Below are 18827 nucleotides of genomic sequence, written 5' to 3' on the forward strand. Positions count from 1 at the left end.
GGAAATATACGCAGAGCGTATAGTTCCAGGGGTATAGGAGGGTTCATGGGCGCCGACGTCGACATCGCACGGTCGATTGCTGCGTCACCGTTGCGCACAGCCCGCCTGAAAGACCTCCCTCCGCTCGTTCGGAACACGTGGCGAACCGTTGAGAGGTTGACGGACCGCGGCGCGCTGGTGCGACTGTCTCATGGTGTCTATACCGCTCCCCCCGATGGGGAAGACGGGCGTTCTTGGCGACCGTCGCTCGAGTCCACCGCCTTGGCTATCGCTGCGGCACGGGTGGGCGGCCGGTCGGCCGCACTGATGGGAACAAGCGCGGCCCGCTACTGGGGAGTCCTTCCCCGAGCGATCGGTGTAGCAACCGTCGCGGTCGACCGGGGGAAGCACTCGGCCTTGGAACTGGATCACGGAGGAACCGTCCTCTTCGTCCCGCGGCGTTTTGATCTGCTCGATCTCGTCTTGGAGCGCACGAGTCTTGGGCGTGGGCTCGTCACGACGCCGGCGCAGACGCTTTTCGATCTGCTTTCGCGGCGTCCCGCTGATGGCCTCGAGAAAGAGATCGATGGGGCAGTCGACAATCTGATCGCTCGGGTCGAGGTCCCCGATTACGCGGATGTCCTCGCACGCTCTGCTCGCCCGGGCAAAGCTGCTCGCGCCGCACTCGAACGCCTGCGAGAGAAGTATGAGTGAGGCGCGCCCGACGTTCGGTGGTCGTGGACCGACGGTCGGTGTCCTCGACGAGGAAGAGCGGCGCGCGGTTCAACGGCTCTTCGGCGTCGCCGCAGAGCAGGTGGCCCGAGATCATGTCGTCTCCCATGCGCTGGCGGCCATAGCCGAGCTGAGTACGAACCATGTCGTCTTCTTCGGCGGAACGTGTGGAGTTGCTCTTTCTGTGGCGGCGTTCTGTGATCACTTCGTATCGCAGGGGTGGTGGTCGCTCGCGTCTACGCCTCGGCGTGCAGACCGATCGCGACCAGGTGTGCAGCCGCGTCGCGGACGCGCTTGGGCGCGTCGTCGGCGTGCCCGTGCTGAGCGGTGACGGCCATAGTGAGAGCGTCGCCGTGCAGGCGCGGGTGGTGCCAGATGGTCGCCGCGATCCCGTCGAGCACGTGCACGGTGTCGGCGGCGAGGACGACGACCCGCTGCCCGTCCGTGACCGCGTTGCGCCCGGGGATCTCCGACCAGCGGTCCTCCTGTGCGGGCGGAGTTGCGAGGAGGCCGGCGGTGATCGGGACGAGCTGCTCGGCGTCGCGGTAGCGGACGCGGTACACGCCGCCGATGCCGGCGGCGAGGCGGGCGAGGATCGGGATGCCGTTCTCGAGCGCCGGCAGGGCGCTCGTCTCGGGGACCAGGAGCGGGATCGCGTCGGCCAGGTCGAGGAGTTCCAGCTGCGCCGCCCCGATCAGGTACGGGTCGCGGTCGAGGATCACGAGCGCGGCCAGCCGCGGGTGCGCGGGCGCGGGGAGGAGGCCGAGCGCGTCGGGGGAGAAGGGCCGCTTGGGCATGCCCTCCGCGGTGCGGAGGAGGAGAGGCTTCTCGTAGGGGAGGATCCGCCCGTCCGGGGTGATCCCGGTGGTCTCGTCGGTGAGGTATCCGTAGGAGCGGCCCAGGGTCGCGGCGGCCGTCGTCTTCCCGCGACCGGACGGGCCGACGAGCACGATCGCCGCGCCGGTCCGGTCCGCGAGGGCGCAGGCATGCAGCATCAGGAGAGAGCCCTGCGCGGCCTCGATCGCCCGCAGCGTCACCTCCGCGATCGCCTGCGCCGCCCGATGCTCGAACGCATCCGGCGTGCTCACCATGGTGAAGGAGCTGTGGCTCGGAAGATCGGGTCTCGCGTGGCGCGTGCGCTGCCATAGGGCGGTCATGCCCTCGCGGTCCTTCGTGGATACCGCGCTGAGGTCGACGCCGATCGATCGACCGAGAGCACGAATCGTGAGCATCACGGCCGGCGAGCTGCGGGACGTGTGCTCCGCCTGCGGATCAGCGACCGTCCGGCATGAACACTGCCGCGAAGGAGGTCTGCGCGGAGGAGTCGGACGCCGTGACGGCGATCGTGGCGGAGTCGCCGCTGCGATTCATGATGCAGAGGAAGCGGAGACTCTGCCCCGCGTCCAGCGGGCTGAAGCCGTAGGTCTCGACAGCATTCGGCTTGCCAGAGCCGCTGAGATTGAACGCTTGGCTTTCCCCTCCACCGTTGTCGACGCCGACGATCAGCGAGCGCCGATCATCCCGTGTCGAGTAGACGAAACGCACCGCGCTGAACACCTGCGTCTCCTGCGAGGTGTTGGTGATGGTGAACACCGCCTGAGTGAGGCCGAACTGGGTCAACTCCGGCGTACTCCAGGTGCCGGTCAGTCTGTCGAACGGCGGCGGCGGGGTCGTGCTCGCGTGCGCGGAGGGCGCGCCGACGGCGGCGATGACGAGAGGCACAGACCAGCCGGCGGCCTGCGCGACACGGCGGCGCGAGGGGCCGGCCTGGTCGGTGGTGGCGTCGTCGTGCTCAGTCGTGGGTGCTGCGCTCCGCAGCGGTCGGTCCGGCATCGGGATCGGAAGGAGCGGCGGCCGCGAGACGTGGGGCGGTCCGGTGTCCGTGCCGCGCAGCGTCGGCACGGTCCGGTCGACGTGCGCGGGGGACGCGACACTCGACGCGCTCAGTGTGACGCATCTCCCATCGATCACCCGAGGATCGGCGTATCCCCCGTTAAGAGCGTGCGCCTGACGGCTACCCGGGGGCCGAGCCGATTGTCCCGTAAGGGGATGGCCAACCGGTCGCGGTTCAGCTCCTGAGTGCGCGTCGAGCGTGGACCGCTCGGAGGGCTTGCAGTCCCTCTTCTCGCCAGGCTTGAGCGGAGGCCATGACTTTCGTGAAGGCGCTGGATCCGTGGATGTGCCCGCGTTGGAGGGAGAACGTGGCGGGTACTCCGGCGGCGGTGAGGCGTTCGGCGTAGCGTGCGCCGTCGTCGGCGATGGGGTCGTATTCCGCGGACATGATGTGCGCCGGGGGCAGGTCGTTGAGGTTCTCGGCGAGGAGTGGTGAGGCGTAAGGGTTGGTCGCGTCGGCCTCGGGCGGAAGGTACAGGCGTCGGCACAGGTGCAGGGTCTGCTCGGTGAGTCCGTAGCCGGTGGCGTTTCGGCGGATGGAGGGGCTGCTGAAGGTGAAGTCGAGCGCGGGGACTTCCAGCAGTTGGAAGGCGATCGCGGGGCCGTTGTTGTCTCGGGCTTTTAGGCAGAGGGCGGCGGCGAGGTTGGCGCCGGCGGATCCTCCGCCGACGGTGATCAGGTCGGCGCGGGCGCCGAGGTTCTCGATGTTCTCGGCGACCCAGAGCAGCGCGGCGTAGCTGTCGTTCAGGGCGGTGGGGAAGGGGTGTTCGGGGGCTTTGCGGTACTCGACGGCGACAACGATGCAGTCTGCTCCGGCGGCGCGTTCCTGGCAGAGGATGTCGATGACGATCGAGTGGATGGTGCCGCCGATCCATCCGCCGCCGTGGAAGTAGAGGTGGATGGGGTGGGGGCCGTCGCTGTCGGGGTGGAAGACGTTGAGGGTGATCTCCCCGTCCTGGACGGGGAGTCTCGCGGTGCGCTTGCTTCGGACGGGTGGGGCGGGTTCGAGCAGCTGCTCGGCGAGTGCGGCGGCGGCGGCGTTCTCCTGCGAGCGGAAGGCGGCGATGTCCTCGATCTCGGCGGGGACGGGCGGCATGGTCTCGAGCAGGGGGACGAGGAATGGGTCGAGCGGCATGGGTCTTCTCCTTCGAAGAGGTGGGGTGTCAGAGACTGTCGCGCAGTGCGCGGCAGAGGGCTTCGGCGCGGTCGTCGGGGTAGCCGCCGGGGCGGACGGTGGCGTATCCGAGGGAGACGCCGGATTCGGGGTGCGCGAAGCCGAGCTGGCCTCCGGCTCCGTCGTGGCCGAAGCTGCCGGGGCCGGCCATGCCTCGGGGGCTGGAGTCGAGCATGAATCCTGTGCCCCAGCGGAGCCCCGAGTCGGGTCCGAAGAACGGTGCGCCGACCGATTGGGGGAGGCGGGCGTCGCGGGTGGTGGCGGGCTGGAGAAGGCGGATCCCGTCGACCTCGCCGATGGTCGCGGCGTAGAGGCGGGCGATGTCGTGGGCGGTGCCGACGATGTTCGCGGCGGGGTTCTCGAAGCCGAGGAGGTCGGGGGTGTTCGCGGAGGCGAAGAGGTTGAGGCCGTCGATGGCTCCGTTCATCCCCATGACGCGCGCCAGCATGTCCAGGTCCGGGGTTTTCCACGGCGGTGCGGCAGTGTCGGGGAGGGGCTGCTCCTGCAGCGCGAAGTCCGGGTCGGTGTCGGGGTCGGTCCCGAAGGTGAGTCCGAGGCCGAGGGGGCCGGCGATGTGCTGGTGGAGCCAGTCCGCGGGGCGCAGTCCGGTGGTGCGGCGGAGGACTTCGCCGGCGAGCCAGCCGAAGGTGAGCGCGTGGTACGAGTGTGCGGTCCCAGGCTCCCAGAGCGGGTTCTGCCGGGCGAGGGCTTCGGTGACCGGGTGCCACGCGCGCAGGTCCTCCACGGTGAGGGGTTCGTCGGGGGCGATGAGTCCGGCGCGGTGAGCGAGGAGCTGCCGGACGGTCAGTGCGCTCTTGCCGCGGTCGGCGAACTCCGGCCAGTAGGTGGCGACGGGTTCATCGAGGGTGAGATGGCCGGCTTCGACGGCCATGAGCAGGCAGATGGTGGTGACGCCTTTGCTGACGGAGAAGAGGATGCTGCGGGTGTCGGCGGTCCAGGGTCCGTGGCGGAAGGCGCCGGCGTGGAGGTCGACGACGGGGACGCCGTGGAGGTAGACGGTGCAGGCGGCGCCGGTGTCGCCGCGTTCGGTGAAGTTCTGCGTGAACGCGTCGGCGACGCGCTGGAATCCGGGTTCGACGTGTCCGTGGATGGGGGGGGGCGGGAGTGCTCATGGGTGGTGTGGAGGCCTTCTGGGTGGAGGTGGTCAGGACGCCGAGGACGCGGTGGCGGCGGTGATGTCGATGCTCTCGGTCTCGTGGTGGAACTCGTTGATGAGGCGTCCGCTGCGCACCCCCCACCAGCCGACGGCGATCCCGGCGGCGGCGAGGACGGAGAGGGCGATCAGGAAGCCGTTGATCGAGTTCGCGAGAAGGACCGGGACGGGGGCCAGGAGCAGTGCGGGCACTATGCGGGCGATGGCGAAGATGACGCCTTGGCCGGTGGAGCGGAGCATGGTCGGGAACGCTTCGTTCACCCAGACGCGGAAGATGGGCTCTCCGCAGAAGACGGTGCCCATGCCGGAGACGAGCACCGTGGTGACGAGCGTGGCCAGGTTCATCCCGAGGATGACGGGAATGAGGTACGCCGCGACGTAGAGGATTCCCCCGAGGATGAAGAAGGTGAGGCGGAAGCGGGTGTCGACCACTCGCATGAAGATGACCTGCACGATGATCGCGAGCGGCACGAGGAACAGCACGAACACGGAGAATTCGGACACGGGCGTGCCGGTGAAGTTCGCTCCGATGTAGGCCGCGTAGGAGCCGAAGAGCGTGATCGGGATGCTCACCATCGTGAAGAAGCCGACGAGGATCAGGAACGGGAAGCGCAGCGGGGGCGTGATCAGATCCCGAAGCTTCGACCGGTCAGCGCGCACGGTGTGCACGCCCTGCGTCTGTTCCAGGCGGGCAGCGCGCCAGCTGGTGGACTCGGGGATGGTGAGCCGCAGCGCGAGCACGATGACCGCGACGACGGCGATGAGGCCGAAGATGGCCTGCGCGGCGAAGATCCCGGTCCCGCCGGTGAGGGTGGCGACGAGGACGACGGCGCCGATGCCGACTCCGGCGAGGAGGTTGGACATCACGAGGATCTTGCCGCGGTTCTGATCTGTCGCCGCTTCGGCGATGGTCGCGAGGGAGACGGGGATATCGGCGCCGATCGCTACGCCGAGGACACCCAGCCCCAGCAGCAGCAGAGGGAACGCGGTCGCCACGATCGGGACCGATGCGCCGAGGGCGATGAAGATCATCGTGACCACGAACACCCGCCGTCGCCCGAAGCGGTCGCCGAGGCGACCGCCGATCAGAGCTCCGACCGCCACCCCGAAGGTGAGGGCGCTGGTGAGCACGCCGATCTGCCCGGGGGTGAGTCCGATCGTCTGCTGGAGGATCACCAGCGCGAAACCGACACCGTTCAGGGCTGCGCCATCGACGAAGGACGCCATGCCGGCCACGGTCCCCACCCACCAGGCGTTCACCGTGCGAGGGGGCGCCGGAATCGCTTCTGTCATGACCTTCTCCTTCGAAGACGTCGAGGCCGGACCTCGTCGCGGGTGCCGGCGAATCCGGCTGCGGCTGACAGTAGATCAATATCGTCCACTCTGGCAAGTATTCGTGGTGGAAAGTATTCGATCTGGCAAAAGTTCGTGCGAGGATGAGATGCGGGGCGCGGTTCGCGCGGATCGAAGGAGAGCCGATGACGGTGGAGGCGACGGAGCAGCCGGCGTCGGTGAAGCGGCGCGGGCGCTATGCGAACGGTCGGCAGCGACGAGACGACTTCATCGATCGCGCGTTCGAGATCTTCGCGACGCACGGCTTCCAACGCCTGTCGTTGCGGAAGATCGCGGAGGAGCTCGGGGTCAGCCACGCCGCCCTCAGCTACCACTTCCCCTCGAAGGAGGACCTGCTGCAGGCCGTCTTCGACCGTCAGGCGGAGCGGGATCGGCCCCTGCTGGAGCAGTCGCTCTCCGAGCAGGGCTTGCTGGCGGCACTCCCGGAGCTCGTGCGACAGAACGAGGATTTCCCGGGACTGGTTCAACTCGACGCCACCATGCAGGCGGAAGCGATTCGCAAGGACCACCCGGGGCACGAGTTCACCCATCGCCGGATCGATCTCTTCAATGCCGACGTTCGCCGGGAGCTCGAGCGCGAGCAGGAGAAGGGTCGTCTGCGCGCAGACCTGGACCTCGACCTCACTGCGCGTCAACTCACGGCGATGGCGCGAGGGCTCCAGATGCAGTGGCTCTACGACCCCACCGTCGACGTCGCCGCGCACCTCGGCGCGTTCCTGGCGTTCCTACGAGCCTGAGCACACGACCGCCGCGAGGGCGGCGCGACCTGCGCTCAGCCCGAAGAACGGCTGCTTCGCCTGACCGCGTCGACGGCGCCTGCGAGGGCATCGTGAATGAGTGCCAGAGTCTCCTCGTTCTCGCGGTGTGATCCGAAGAGCAGCTCCACCCGCACGACGATCCCCGCCAGGATGCCCAGGGTGATCTGCACCCCCGGGTGATCCAGCGGAACGTCGAGGTCCTCCGCGATCGCGTCCGCCGCGATCGCGAGCAGGGGAGGGGAGTCCTCCGGCCCGGACCCCTGCAGCACGGGGTTGCGCTCGAGCATCGCGGCTCTCAGCCGCCACTCCTCCTCGGGAACGAAGGCCGGTTCCTCGCGGAGCCACTGAACGACACGATCGACGACCGACGCGCCCTCGTCTCGGGAGCGCAACGCGAGGATCAGGCGATCAGCCGCCGCGGACGAGGACGCCGTGGCGATGTGCAGCTTCGTCGGGAAGTACGCCGACACGGAGCGGGTCGACACCTCCGCCTCCTCGGCGATCTGCGCCACCGTCGTCGCGTCGTAGCCCTGCTCGGCGAACAGCCGCATACCGGCGAGGAGAACAGCACGGTACCGGCGCTCCTTCGAGCGCTCTCGAAGCGAAGTTGCAGCCATCCGGCAACCTTACCGCCTCTGCAGTTCTGCACTGCAACGTATAGTTGCAGTAAACCGCAACTTTGGAGGACTCGTGATCGACCCCACTCCCACCCGCATCGAACGCCCCCGATGGACCCGCTGGGCGCTGCTCGTCGTCGGCCTCTACGTGCTCCTCGTCGCCTGGATCGAGCCGTTCTTCGTGCGCTACCCACCGGCGGGATCCTTCCTGCTCGTGGGCCTGCTCGCCGCAGTTGTGGCCTGGCGCCGCCCGCACGGCAGCAAGGCCGCGTGGGTGACGATCCTCTCGGCGATCATCAGCGCCGGCGCGCAGATCGTGTGGCTCGTGACCGCCTGGTACCCCGCATGGGCGCTGGCCCTGGGGTTCGCGCTGGTGGTCGCCTTCTCCTGCTTCGCCGGTTTCGGGAAGCTGAGCAGAACGCGCCGCCGCGCCCTCGCGCAGGAGCGTGAGACTCCGCCGGCTCGATCCCTCCTCAGCATCCTGCAGAGCGTCGTGAGCAGCGTCCTCGTCGTCCTCGCCGCGGCGACCTCCGCTGTCGTCCTCCTGGTCGCCGCTGCCCCCGCCGCGGTGGCCATCCCGATCCAAGCCGCCGCCGGTCAGACACCGTCGTTCCAGCCCCGAGGAACCGAAGGAGCTGTCAGCGTGACCGCGAACGGAGACGGACTCACGAGCGACGTCCGATACGGCGATGAGTACCCCAGCAGCTATCTCGACGTCTACATCGCCGATGACGACGCATCCGTCACCCGCCCCACCTACATCTACATCCACGGCGGCGGATGGATCGGCGGGACCAAATCCGACGGCGACCCGAACGCACCCGGTGGCGGGTTCGCCGTCACCACAGACCCCGTCCTCGACGGCGGATTCAACTTCGTCAGCCTCGACTACGGCCTCGCCCCGACCGTCGAGTACCCCACGCAGGTGAAGCAGATCTCGCAGGCAGTCGCCTTCCTCCAGCAGAACGCCCAGCAGTACGGCCTCGACATGTCCGACGTCGTCATCGCAGGAGGGAGCGCCGGCGGACAGCTCGCCGGCCAATTCGCCAACATCCAGACCAACCCGACCTACGCCGCTCAGATCGGAGTGCAACCGGTCATCGGCGACGCTCTGCGAGCAGTAGTGCTCGACAGTCCTGCGCTCGAGCTGGAGAAGACAGGCGAAACGCAGACCCCGCAACCGGTGAAGGACCTCATCTTCGGGCTGTCTGCGCGCAGCTACGTCGGCACCTCTACGGCCCTGAACGAGGAAGCGTCCATCACCAACCACGTCACCGCAGACTTCCCTGCCACCTTCATCGCAGACGGCAACACCGGCACGTTCCCGGATCAGGCCGAGAACCTGCACGAGCGCCTTGACCAGCTCGGAGTGACGAACGCCGTCGACGTCCCGCCTGCGAGCTCGGCGATCCTGGGCCACGGCTATATGGCGATGCCAGGCACCTGGACCGACACCTACAACGAGAAGAAGCTCGCGTTCCTGTCAGCACTCGGCCTCTGACCACCCAACCTGCACCGCCGTCCGCCGTCCGTGCCGTTGCGGGAAGCGCGGTCCGATGACCAGTGGCGTCCCGTAAGGGGATCGTTCACCGGGACGCATTTGGAGGGCGATCCGATCGGTGTTCTCGCGGCGGTAGATGTCGCGGTTCTACCGCGGATTTCCGCTGTGGAGTTGCCTGCTCCGTGGCGGCTTTCGGTGATTGCTACCTGTCGTCAAGTGCCGCCGATTAGTCGTACCCATTCGCTGGAATTTGCTCAGGCGACACCGCGCTTCGGCCGCGGGTGAAGTTGCAGTGCTGGAGAGCGTCGAGGTGCCCGCCGCAGTCATCGCCGCACGGACACCCCGACCTCTCGTCAGGCCCGTGCGGCTCGCCGGCGTCCGATCAGGAGTGCGGCACCGGCAGCGAGCAGGACGCCGGCGCCGAGGAGCGGTGCGGACGCATCCGCTCCGGTCTGGGCGAGGCGCGCGCCGGGCGTCGTCGCGGCCGGGTGGGCCGTCGGGGTGGTGGCTGCAGGCATGGGTGGCACGACGAAATAGGCGGGGTTCCCGTCGACGTAGTGGACGTAGAAGGAGTGCTCGAGGTCGGGCTCGCCCTCGGCGCGGGCGATGTACTCGGCGAAGACGAAGTAGCTGCCGGCGGGTACAGCGAGCGGGATGTCTCCTCCGTCGACGAACTCGGCGAGGTCGTACCAGCGCGAGATCGGCGGCGTGTAGTCGCTGTCGCCGTCGAGCGTCGCGGTCGCGACCACTCGGATCTCTCCGGAGACGACGCAGTCGCGGAGGGTCAGGGGCTCGAGGTGCACGACCAGGCCGTCGGGCGCGGCTTCGGTCGTCCCGATCGGCTCGCTCGTGGTAGCGCTGGGGCTGAGCCCGATGAGATTTCTATCAGTCCACAGGTGGCGAGGACAGCGGCCGAGGGCGACCAAGCGTCTCCATTGTGTAACGGGGTCATGCTGTGCCGGGTGAGCCTCTTTGGCAGCGACGAACGCGCGCCAGGTACCGGGTGGAGCGCTCTTCTCCACATCTCGAAAAAAAGTAGCTTTTTGAGACGCACCATCCGGCGGTCGCACCACGCTTGTAAGTTGCGGAGTTTTATTGCCGTTTTATTGCGGAGGTATATGACCGCGAATTGGTGTTCCATGGGTGTTGAGGATAGGCAGCGCGACGGAGATCATCAGCCCCTGAGTTGCGGCGTTGGCGAGCTGGGCTGTTCCTCCGGCAGCTGCGGCTGCAGCGGCCACGATCGCGAGGCCTAGTCCGCTGCCGTGCCCGGTTGTTCGCGAATGGTCTTCCTGGGAGAAGCGGTCGAATGCCTGGGGTAGGAACTCCGGTGACATCCCAGGTCCGGTGTCGACGACGGTGGTGACGAAGTGGTCTACTTCGACCGTCAGGGTGACGGTGATCCTGCCATCGCCGTCCAGTGCGTCGAGCGCATTGGCCAGGAGGTTGTCGAGTACTCGGCCGTAAAGAAGTGGCGCCATCGAGACCCGGCCGTTGGGCGCGGCAGGCTCGGGCACAGTGAGCTCGATCTCGACCGGGTCGCCGGCTACGGAGAGGCGTGCGCGGTCGAGGGCTTCTCCAGCTTCGTCGACGAGTTCACCCACCGTGGCCGGCGTCGGATTTCGGCCGCTGTCCAAGCGGGAGAGTTCGAGAAGGCTGTCGACAAGTTGGTTGAGACGTACGGCGGCGCGCTCGGCTTCGAGGAGGTCGGTGTCGAGTCGGGTGCGGTCTCCGGTGCGGAGGAGTTCGAGCTGGGCTTGGAGGACGGCCAGCGGTGTGCGGAGCTCGTGGCTGGCGTCGGAGACCATCTGGCGTTCGCGGGCGGCGGATGCGCGCAGCTTCGTGATCAGCGCATTCAGGGTCGCGGCCAGGTCGGCGATCTCGTCGTTCGCCGGCCCTACGGGGAGCGGCGTGTCCGAGTCGGTGGCGACGATGGTGTCGGCGCTTCGGCGGAGCTGGGTGACGGGGCGGAGGGCTGCCCCAGTAAGAGCCCAGGAGACGATCCCGAAAAGGAGGGTCAGCGCGCCCAGGCCGATGACGAGGCCTGCGGTGAGGTCGGTGAGCACCTGCTTCGATGCGTTTTCATTGCGTGCGGAGATGATGGTCCACTCTCCGATGGGGGAGGTGACCTTCTCGATGGCGACCACGAAGTTGGTGCTGTCTACGGTGAGGTACTGGGGCCCTGACTGCTCACGGTCGATCGAGTCGAGCTGGGCGACGATGGTGGCGGGCAACGTGGAGGTGCGGGTGGCGCCGGTGGGGTCGATGACGGCGATGAGCTGTCCTTCGCCGGGGTTGTCGACGGGGTCGTCGGGTTCTTGCTGGATGGCGGTCTCGAAGGGGGTGGCGTCGCTGGTGAGCACGTCGTAGGTGGCGTTCTGGAGGATGGTGTCGACCTGCTGGCGCACGACGATGGCGACGCCGGTGAAGAACAGGGCTGCGATCAGCAGGGTGCCGATTGTGATGCGCGCTCGGATCGACAGTCGCGCGAGCGCTTGCATCATGGTCGTTCCAGGCGGAAGCCGACTCCGCGGACGGTGCGAAGCGTGACTCCGGTGTGAACGGGGTCGAGTTTCCGGCGGAGGTAGCTGATGTATTGATCGACGATGTTCGGGTCGGTGTGCTGCACGGTTCCCCAGATCTCAAGCAGGATCTGCTCCCGCGGGAGAGTCGTGTCGAGGTTCTGGGCCAGTAGCCGAAGCAGTGCGAACTCCTTCGGGCTGAGCGGTACCGGATCGCCACTGGCTGTGATCGTGTGGTCGTGGCTGTCGATGAGCAACTCTGCGATCTCGAGTCGGGGGCTGGTGGTGAGGTTTTCGCGTCGGCGGAGGGCGCGGAGTCGTGCCGCGAGTTCGGTGAAGGCGAAGGGTTTGACGAGGTAGTCGTCGGCTCCGGAGTCCAGGCCCTTGACCCGGTCGTCGACGTCGTCTCGGGCGGTGAGCATCAGGATGATCAGGGTCGGGTGCGCGTCTCTGAGCCGGCGGCAGAGTTCGAACCCCGACATCCCGGGAAGCATCACGTCAAGCACGGCCACCGCGAAGTCGGTCCCCTGCGACTCGGTCAGAGCAGAGGTGCCGTCTTCGAGCCAGGTCGCGTCGTAACCCTCGTCCGCTAGGCCCCGCACCAGGAGGGGGCCTAGCTGGGTGTCGTCCTCGACGACCAGCACACGTACGGGTCGATCCGAGACAGCGGTCATGGTGGCCATTCTTCCTGCTCGGCCCGGCTCAGCGGGGTGTCTGAAGGTCTTCTCATGGTCGACGCCCTCGGATCGCAGGAGTCGCCTGGCCGCGCTACGTAGGGTCGGAGCCTGGTGGTCTCGTGGAGGGAGTGGGATGCGCATTCTGGTTGTCGAGGACGATCGGCGGATCGCAGACATCATCCGCCGCGCCCTGACCGAATCGGGGTACCCGGTCGATCTGAGGGCGGATGCCGTGGAGGCGCTGTTCGCATTCGAGACCGACGTGTACGACCTCGTGCTCCTGGATCTCATGCTGCCGGGCATGGTGGGCGGGGGCGTGGAACTGTGCCGGCGGATCCGCAGCGTCAACACCGATGTGCCGGTGCTCATGGTCACCGCGATGGACTCGACCCGGTCCCGGGTGCGAGGACTGGATGCGGGAGCGGACGACTACCTGGTGAAGCCGTTCCACCTCGACGAGCTCCTCGCCCGGGTGCGGGCGCTGCTGCGGCGGGCACCGAAAGCGATCGCGCCCGTGTTCGCTGTGCGGGACGTCACTCTCGATACCGGGCTGCGGCGGGCTTACCGCTCGGGTCGGGAGTTCCCGCTCACCGCGAAGGAATTCGCGGTGCTGGAGTATCTGATGCGAAACGCCGGAACCGTGGTCTCCACCTCTGATCTGCTCGACCACGCGTGGGACACCAACAGCGATCGAGGCAGCAACGTGGTGCAGACCTATATCCGCTACCTCCGCCGGAAACTCACCGCGCAGGGCACGTCCGAGACCGAGTTCATCGAGACCCGTCGAGGCGCCGGCTATCTCGTGCGGACACATCTGTGATGTTCCGCCGGGCCATCCTCCGGCTCAGCGTGTTCTTCTCCGTCGTGCAGCTGACCGTCTTCGGGGCGTTCGCGGTCGCCATCTACCTCTTCGTCACCACCGTGTTTGACTACGACCCACCCGAGGGCGACACCGCCATCGCCGTCGACGCGGCCGAGGTCGCGTTCTCCGGGCTGCGCACAGGGCTCCAGGTCAGCTTCGCGATCCTCGTGGTGCTCGTGCCTGCCGTCAGCTATGTTATGGCCCGCCGCACGCTCGCGCCGGTGCGGCTGGCGTACGAGGCGCAGGAGAGGTTCGTCGATGACGCCTCGCACGAGTTCCGCACCCCGCTCAGCGTGATTTCCGGCGAGCTGGAGCTGGCGCTGCTCACACCCCGCTCCAGCACCGAGTACGTCACCGCCATCCGGCGGAGCCTCGACACCGTCGAGCAGATGGGACGCCTCACCAGCGACCTGCTGCTTCTCGGCCGGGCCGGCGACCGACGCATCGAAGACACCTTCAGCCTGGTCAGGGTGAAGGAGATCGTTCTCGGCGCGATCCCTGCCCGCGACCGGGACCGGTCCCGGCCGACTCTGACGCTCGACTTCGACGGCGACCCGATCGTCCGAGGCTCGCGCGAGCTGCTCACCCGCGCGGTCGGGAACCTCGTCGAGAACGCCTCTAAGTTCACCCCGGAATCCGGTGTCGTCCGGGTGCGCGTGACCGAGCGTGCAGGTCTGGCGATCATCGAGGTCGCCGACGACGGTCCCGGATTCCCGCCCGGCACCCAGTCCCGCGCGTTCGTCCGGTTCTGGCGAGCGGACTCCGTGCAGTCCATCCCCGGCCACGGACTGGGCCTGCCACTGGTGAGACAGATCGTCACCGCTCATGGAGGCCGTGTGGCGATCGACTCCGAGACTCGGCGCGGCACTCTCGCCACGATCGAGCTTCCGAAGCTGGACGCGCGCTGATGCCTCTCACGCTCATCTCATCGACACGTTCGTACCGTCAGACCATGCACGAATTCCGTGTGCTCGACGAAGGAGAGAAGTCATGAACAAGCGAACCACGTGGACGCTCGGATCGATCGGAGCCGCCGTCCTCCTCATCGGTGGGGGCCTGGCCGTCTCCATCCCCGCCCAGGCCTCCAACACCACGCCCGACCCGACGATCAGCCAGACCGGTGTGGAGGACGGAACCAACGACGGCGAGACCGCCGACGACACGGGCACGGACACCGGCATCGAGGACGGGACCAACGACGGCGAGATCGCCGATGCCGCCACCGAGACCGAAGACCCCACTGAGGCGAACGACCCCAACGAGGTCGAGGACAGCACCGGTGTGGAGGACGGCACCAACGACGGCGAGACCGCCGACGACACCACCAGCACCACGAAGTAGTCCCCGGGGGCGGACGGGCGCCGCGCCGAGGAGCCCGTCCGTCTGAGAGTTCTTTCAGGAACGCGGCCCCCGCATCCGGCCTCTTCTCGCACCCGCGGTGCCTAGTCTGCGAGCACCAGCCATCCACTTCGAAAGGGCGCGCGTGCTGATCCAATCCGGGGGTATTCTCGATCCGACCGCACTGCTGGAGGGCTCAGGTCCCTGGGTGCTGCCGGTGATCATGGGCATCATCTTCATCGAGACGGGCTTGCTGTTCCCCTTCCTTCCGGGTGATTCGCTGATCTTCACCGCGGCGCTGCTCACCGGGTCGCTGGGGCTCCCTCTGCCGCTGCTCGTCGCGGGCGTCGCCGTGGCCGCGATCGTGGGCGACACGGTCGGGTACGCGATCGGCCGCCGCTTCGGCCGGCGGCTGTTCAAGCCGGACGCGCGCATCCTGAAAGCCCGCTACCTCGAGAAAGCGGATGCGTTCTTCGCGAAGTACGGGGCGCACTCGCTGGTGCTCGCCCGGTTCGTGCCGGTCGTCCGCACCTTCGTGCCGCCGGTGGTGGGCATGTCGAGCATGCCCTACCGCCGCTTCCTGCTTTGGAACGGCATCGGCGGACTGGCCTGGGCGCTGCTTTTGGCCGTGGCCGGCTTCTTCCTCGGGAAGATCCCGGTCGTCGCCGACAACGTCGAACTCATCGCTGTCGGGATCGTCGTGGTGTCGGTCATCCCGATCGCCATCGCCGTCGTGCGGGAGCGTCGCGCTGACAAGCGCGAACGGGAAGGCGATGTCGCCGCCTGTGCCGACCGTGGGTGAGCGCGTGAAGCGCATGGACCTGAGCCGCAGCAAGGTGCCGGAGATCACCGTGCTGTTCTGGGTGACGAAGGTGCTCACCACCGGGATGGGGGAGACGACCTCCGATTTCGTCGTGACGAGCATCGAACCCGTCATCGGGGTCGCCGTCGCGTTCGTGCTGCTCGTCGGGGCGCTGGTGCTGCAGTTCCGTACCCGGCGGTATGTGCCGTGGGTCTACTGGCTCGCCGTGGTGCTTGTGAGCGTGTTCGGCACGATGGCCGCGGACGTGGTGCACGTGCAGTTCGGGGTGCCCTACGAGGTCTCGACCGCCGGCTTCGCGATCGCCCTCGCCGTGGTGTTCCTCCTCTGGTACCGCACCGAGGGCACCCTGTCGATCCACGCGATCGACACGCCCCGCCGGGAAGCGTTCTACTGGGCGGCCGTGCTGACCACCTTCGCGCTCGGCACCGCCGCCGGCGACTGGGCCGCCCACGTGCTCGGGCTCGGCTACCTCGGATCGGGGCTGCTGTTCCTCGTGGCGATCTGCATCCCCGCCGTCGCCTACGCCTTCTTCCGCGTCAATCCGATCGTTGCGTTCTGGGTGGCGTACATCCTGACCCGGCCGCTCGGGGCGTCTTTCGCGGACTGGCTTGGCGTCGGCCCCGACCGCGGAGGCATCGGCGTCGGCACCGGCACGGTCAGCCTCGTTCTCGCCGCCGCGATCGCCGTCTGCGTCGCCGTGCTCAGCCGACAGCCGTTCCGATCCGGCGTGGAGAGCCCGATCGTGTGAGAAGTCTCAGACGGTGAGGGCGCCGTTCGCAGGATGCCCGGAACCCCGGTTGGGAACGTCAGAGCATGAGCGCACACGCCACCACACCCACGACTCGGCAGCTTCTGAGCAAAGTCCCCGAGATCACCATCTGGTTCTGGATCATCAAGATCCTCTGCACCACCGTCGGAGAGAGCTTCGCCGACTACATCAACATGGCCCTCGGCGTGGGCCTGGTAGCCACCGCGATCATCTTCACCGTCGTCACCGTCATCGTCCTCGCCGTCCAACTGCGTCTCACCCGCTACCGGCCCGCGGCGTACTGGCTCACCGTCGTGGTGCTCAGCATCACCGGAACCCTCTACACCGACATCCTCACCGACCAGGCCGGCGTGCCACTCGCGGTCAGCTCGGCCGTCTTCGCCGCCGCTCTCGCGGTGGTGTTCGCGATCTGGTTCGCCCGCGAACGCACCCTCTCGATCCACAGCATCGTCACCCGCCCCCGCGAAGCGTTCTACTGGGTCGCCGTGCTCGTCACCTTCGCTCTCGGCACCGCCCTCGGCGACTGGACCCTCGAACTCACCGGCTGGGGCCCCGGCCTGTCCATCCTGCTTCCCCTGGTGCTCATCGGCATCGTCACCGCCCTCTGGCGCTACGGCGCCAACCCCGTGCTCACCTTCTGGATCGCCTACATCCTCACCCGCCCCCTCGGCGCGAACATCGGCGACTGGCTCGGCCTCACCCCCGCCGAAGGCGGCATCGGCCTCGGCACCTTCACCACCAGCCTGATCTTCCTAGCCGCCATCCTCGCCACCGTGATCTACCTCACCGTCAGCAAAACCGACATCGTGGAACGCGACCGAAACGCACCGGAACCCGCGACGACACCCCGACGCCGACGGGCGACGCTCGGCATCCTGGCCATCGTCGCGATCGCCACCGTCGCACTGCTGACCTACACGAACAGCCAGCCCCACGCGAGCGCACTGGCCGACGAGGGCCCCGGCCCCAGCTGCAGCGACACCTCCACGCTCACCCAGGACCAAGCCGCGAGCAATGCTGCCGCGCACTTCTCGGTCACCGCCATGAACGACTTCCGCACCATCACGACCGACATCCTCACCTCGGTGCAGAGCGGGGATCGGGCCGGCGCCAGCAAACGGGCCACCGAGCTCGAGACTGCCTGGGACAACAACCAGGATGCTCTCAACGCGGCAGACTGCGGCACTTGGACCTACATCGACCAGAAGATCGATCCCGTCCTTTCCTCCGTCCGCTCCAGTACTCCCGACCCGGCCACCGAGCAGAGGGCGCTGCAGACCCTGCTGACCACGCTCGGGGCTTGATCACAATCGAACGTTCACGAGACAGCCACAGGCGGAACGGCGCTCTCTCGAACGCACCTCCCGCAGACTCGGCTGTCCGAAGACATCGATCTCATCGCCCTGGGTGAGCGGCGACACGTCGCGCAACAGATCGAGGGCATTCTCTCGCGGCGACTGGGGCGCCTGTTCGGCGCCGTGCAGTTCACTCCGCGGCTCACTGAGTCGCGACATCCTCATGCTTCCGTTCTGCAGGTGGGGGAGACGCGAATCCAAGTGCAGTTGGTTTCGGCGGTCGGCTATCCTGCCTGCCGACCGAGGTGGTGTCCATCGAGCAGCGTTACGGAGATGCTCCGCCGGCGCGCCTTCGCGTTCTCACGGCCGCGTCGTTCGTGGCGTCGAAGCTGGCAGCGTGGAGTGATCGCGGTGCCGCTCGCGATCTCTACGACCTCTGGGCCCTCGCCGAAGCGTCGAAGATCACGGGCGAGGCGCTCGACATCTTCCGACGGCTCGGCCCCCTCACCAGTGCGTCGAAGGTCAGCTTCGTGGATGTGCCAACGCACACGGAGTGGACTCGCGCTCTGGGGCATCAGTGCCTCGTGCGGGTCACGCCGGACGTGGCCGTTGCTGTCGTCGAGGCGGCGTTGGAATCCGCCGCCGGGGGAGCCGAGGCGCCCACGCGCGAGACCTGAGCGGTCAGGCGCCGGCGGCTCGGCCCATCTGCTGCTGCACCTCGCGGTGCAGGTCGACCAGGCTGCTCGCCTGGCCGCGGTCGTGGCGGCGTGCCCACTCGTCGAGGGTCGTGCGCATCTCGAGGCCGGCGAGGCCGAGCGCGGCGCGCACGTCGAGGTCGGGGCGTTCGAGGCGCTCGGCGATCTCGGGGATGAAGCGGTCGGATGACGTGGCCTCGCGGCGCACGGCCGCACCCAGCAGCGCGGGCTCGTGGCCGATGAGCCGACGCACGCGGAGGAACCTCTCGCGCGCCTGAGGATCGGCATCCAGACCGCGCAGCTCGCGCGCGAAGACGGCACGCAGCGCCGTCGTGAGTGCGGCGATGTCGTCGCCCGGCGCGCCGACGCCGGCGAGCGCCTCGGCGAAGCGGCCGTCGTCGATGAAGACGGCGTCTTCTTTCGTGCCGGCCAGGCGGAAGAACGTGCGGGGCGAGACGCCCGCGCGGGCAGCGATCTCGTCGACCGTGGTGCCGGTGACGCCCTTCTGCTCGAACAGGTCGAGGGCGGCCGCGCAGATCTCGACCGCCGTCTCGCGGCGGCGTCGGTCGCGCAGACCTCCACCCGCGGGGGCTGACAGGGGGCTCATGTCCGATACAGTAGTCGATGTCTTATTGGCAGTAGCTGCCAAGTTGTCTCTTCCTGCT

General features: G+C 67.9%; 20 protein-coding genes and 1 pseudogene. 11 read left to right on the plus strand and 10 right to left on the minus strand.

Going from position 1 to position 18827, the window contains the following annotated elements; translation table 11 throughout:
* Nucleotides 1-396 precede the first annotated feature (396 nt).
* On the plus strand, nt 397-693 hold the full coding sequence (locus IFR11_RS16220) for a hypothetical protein (protein ID WP_206755295.1): 297 nt from the start codon (nt 397-399) through the stop codon (nt 691-693).
* A gap of 254 nt (nt 694-947) precedes the next feature.
* Here the strand turns inward: IFR11_RS16220 and IFR11_RS05410 are convergent, their stop codons facing one another.
* The 5 genes from IFR11_RS05410 to IFR11_RS05430 all read right to left on the minus strand — a co-directional run bounded on the left by IFR11_RS05410 (nt 948) and on the right by IFR11_RS05430 (nt 6245).
* Entirely contained in the window at nt 948-1946 is a 999-nt protein-coding gene (locus tag IFR11_RS05410) for a hypothetical protein (RefSeq protein ID WP_206755296.1), read from the minus strand.
* Between the two features lie 37 nt (nt 1947-1983).
* Complete coding sequence (locus tag IFR11_RS05415; RefSeq protein ID WP_191915482.1) at nt 1984-2613, minus strand: hypothetical protein; 630 nt, start codon at nt 2611-2613, stop codon at nt 1984-1986.
* A gap of 166 nt (nt 2614-2779) precedes the next feature.
* Nucleotides 2780-3739, minus strand: a complete 960-nt coding sequence (locus IFR11_RS05420) for an alpha/beta hydrolase (RefSeq protein ID WP_070409148.1) — start codon at nt 3737-3739, stop codon at nt 2780-2782.
* Between the two features lie 28 nt (nt 3740-3767).
* A complete protein-coding gene (locus IFR11_RS05425; RefSeq protein WP_191915585.1) occupies nt 3768-4889 on the minus strand; it encodes a serine hydrolase in 1122 nt (373 codons plus the stop codon).
* Between the two features lie 54 nt (nt 4890-4943).
* Nucleotides 4944-6245, minus strand: coding sequence for an MFS transporter (locus IFR11_RS05430; protein ID WP_070409150.1), 1302 nt, complete (start codon nt 6243-6245; stop codon nt 4944-4946).
* A gap of 185 nt (nt 6246-6430) precedes the next feature.
* On the opposite strand from IFR11_RS05430, the gene IFR11_RS05435 reads away from it, so the two are divergent.
* On the plus strand, nt 6431-7042 hold the full coding sequence (locus IFR11_RS05435; protein ID WP_070409151.1) for a TetR/AcrR family transcriptional regulator: 612 nt from the start codon (nt 6431-6433) through the stop codon (nt 7040-7042).
* A gap of 35 nt (nt 7043-7077) precedes the next feature.
* Here IFR11_RS05435 and IFR11_RS05440 read toward each other — a convergent pair whose 3' ends face one another.
* The gene (locus tag IFR11_RS05440) at nt 7078-7680 is read right to left on the minus strand and encodes a TetR/AcrR family transcriptional regulator (protein WP_191915483.1); all 603 of its coding nucleotides are present in this window, start codon (nt 7678-7680) and stop codon (nt 7078-7080) included.
* A 73-nt stretch (nt 7681-7753) separates the two neighbouring features.
* Between IFR11_RS05440 and IFR11_RS05445 the strand changes: the two genes are divergently transcribed.
* Nucleotides 7754-9181 carry an alpha/beta hydrolase gene (locus IFR11_RS05445; RefSeq protein WP_070409153.1) on the plus strand — a complete coding sequence of 476 codons (1428 nt, stop codon included), beginning with the start codon at nt 7754-7756 and terminating at the stop codon, nt 9179-9181.
* Between the two features lie 353 nt (nt 9182-9534).
* On the opposite strand, the gene IFR11_RS05450 is transcribed toward IFR11_RS05445, so the two are convergent.
* The 3 genes from IFR11_RS05450 to IFR11_RS05460 form a co-directional block, all read right to left on the minus strand.
* Nucleotides 9535-10107, minus strand: coding sequence for an LPXTG cell wall anchor domain-containing protein (locus IFR11_RS05450; RefSeq protein WP_191915484.1), 573 nt, complete (start codon nt 10105-10107; stop codon nt 9535-9537).
* Nucleotides 10108-10284: 177 nt separating this feature from the next.
* Complete coding sequence (locus IFR11_RS05455; RefSeq protein ID WP_191915485.1) at nt 10285-11685, minus strand: sensor histidine kinase; 1401 nt, start codon at nt 11683-11685, stop codon at nt 10285-10287.
* The gene (locus IFR11_RS05460) at nt 11682-12386 is read right to left on the minus strand and encodes a response regulator transcription factor (protein WP_244630594.1); all 705 of its coding nucleotides are present in this window, start codon (nt 12384-12386) and stop codon (nt 11682-11684) included. Before IFR11_RS05460 ends, IFR11_RS05455 begins: the two co-directional genes overlap by 4 nt.
* A gap of 127 nt (nt 12387-12513) precedes the next feature.
* Between IFR11_RS05460 and IFR11_RS05465 the strand changes: the two genes are divergently transcribed.
* The 8 genes and pseudogenes from IFR11_RS05465 to IFR11_RS16545 all read left to right on the plus strand — a co-directional run bounded on the left by IFR11_RS05465 (nt 12514) and on the right by IFR11_RS16545 (nt 18144).
* The gene (locus tag IFR11_RS05465) at nt 12514-13200 is read left to right on the plus strand and encodes a response regulator transcription factor (protein ID WP_191915486.1); all 687 of its coding nucleotides are present in this window, start codon (nt 12514-12516) and stop codon (nt 13198-13200) included.
* Nucleotides 13200-14150: a sensor histidine kinase gene (locus IFR11_RS05470; protein ID WP_191915487.1), complete on the plus strand. Its 951-nt coding sequence runs from the start codon at nt 13200-13202 to the stop codon at nt 14148-14150. The genes IFR11_RS05465 and IFR11_RS05470 overlap by 1 nt, the downstream gene beginning before the upstream one ends.
* 82 nt (nt 14151-14232) lie before the next feature.
* Nucleotides 14233-14583, plus strand: coding sequence for a hypothetical protein (locus IFR11_RS05475; protein WP_191915488.1), 351 nt, complete (start codon nt 14233-14235; stop codon nt 14581-14583).
* A gap of 142 nt (nt 14584-14725) precedes the next feature.
* Nucleotides 14726-15382, plus strand: coding sequence for a VTT domain-containing protein (locus IFR11_RS05480; protein WP_342030248.1), 657 nt, complete (start codon nt 14726-14728; stop codon nt 15380-15382).
* Between the two features lie 13 nt (nt 15383-15395).
* The gene (locus IFR11_RS05485) at nt 15396-16151 is read left to right on the plus strand and encodes a COG4705 family protein (RefSeq protein ID WP_197978795.1); all 756 of its coding nucleotides are present in this window, start codon (nt 15396-15398) and stop codon (nt 16149-16151) included.
* Nucleotides 16152-16216: 65 nt separating this feature from the next.
* The gene (locus IFR11_RS05490; protein ID WP_191915490.1) at nt 16217-17476 is read left to right on the plus strand and encodes a COG4705 family protein; all 1260 of its coding nucleotides are present in this window, start codon (nt 16217-16219) and stop codon (nt 17474-17476) included.
* A gap of 84 nt (nt 17477-17560) precedes the next feature.
* A pseudogene (locus tag IFR11_RS16865) lies at nt 17561-17629 on the plus strand (hypothetical protein); the annotation flags it as partial.
* Between the two features lie 143 nt (nt 17630-17772).
* The gene (locus IFR11_RS16545) at nt 17773-18144 is read left to right on the plus strand and encodes a nucleotidyl transferase AbiEii/AbiGii toxin family protein (RefSeq protein ID WP_191915491.1); all 372 of its coding nucleotides are present in this window, start codon (nt 17773-17775) and stop codon (nt 18142-18144) included.
* A gap of 4 nt (nt 18145-18148) precedes the next feature.
* On the opposite strand, the gene IFR11_RS05500 is transcribed toward IFR11_RS16545, so the two are convergent.
* Complete coding sequence (locus tag IFR11_RS05500) at nt 18149-18769, minus strand: TetR/AcrR family transcriptional regulator (RefSeq protein WP_055832857.1); 621 nt, start codon at nt 18767-18769, stop codon at nt 18149-18151.
* Nucleotides 18770-18827: the final 58 nt, after the last annotated feature.

This window comes from Microbacterium sp. CFBP 8801 (assembly GCF_014839455.1).
Classification (GTDB): Bacteria; Actinomycetota; Actinomycetes; order Actinomycetales; family Microbacteriaceae; genus Microbacterium.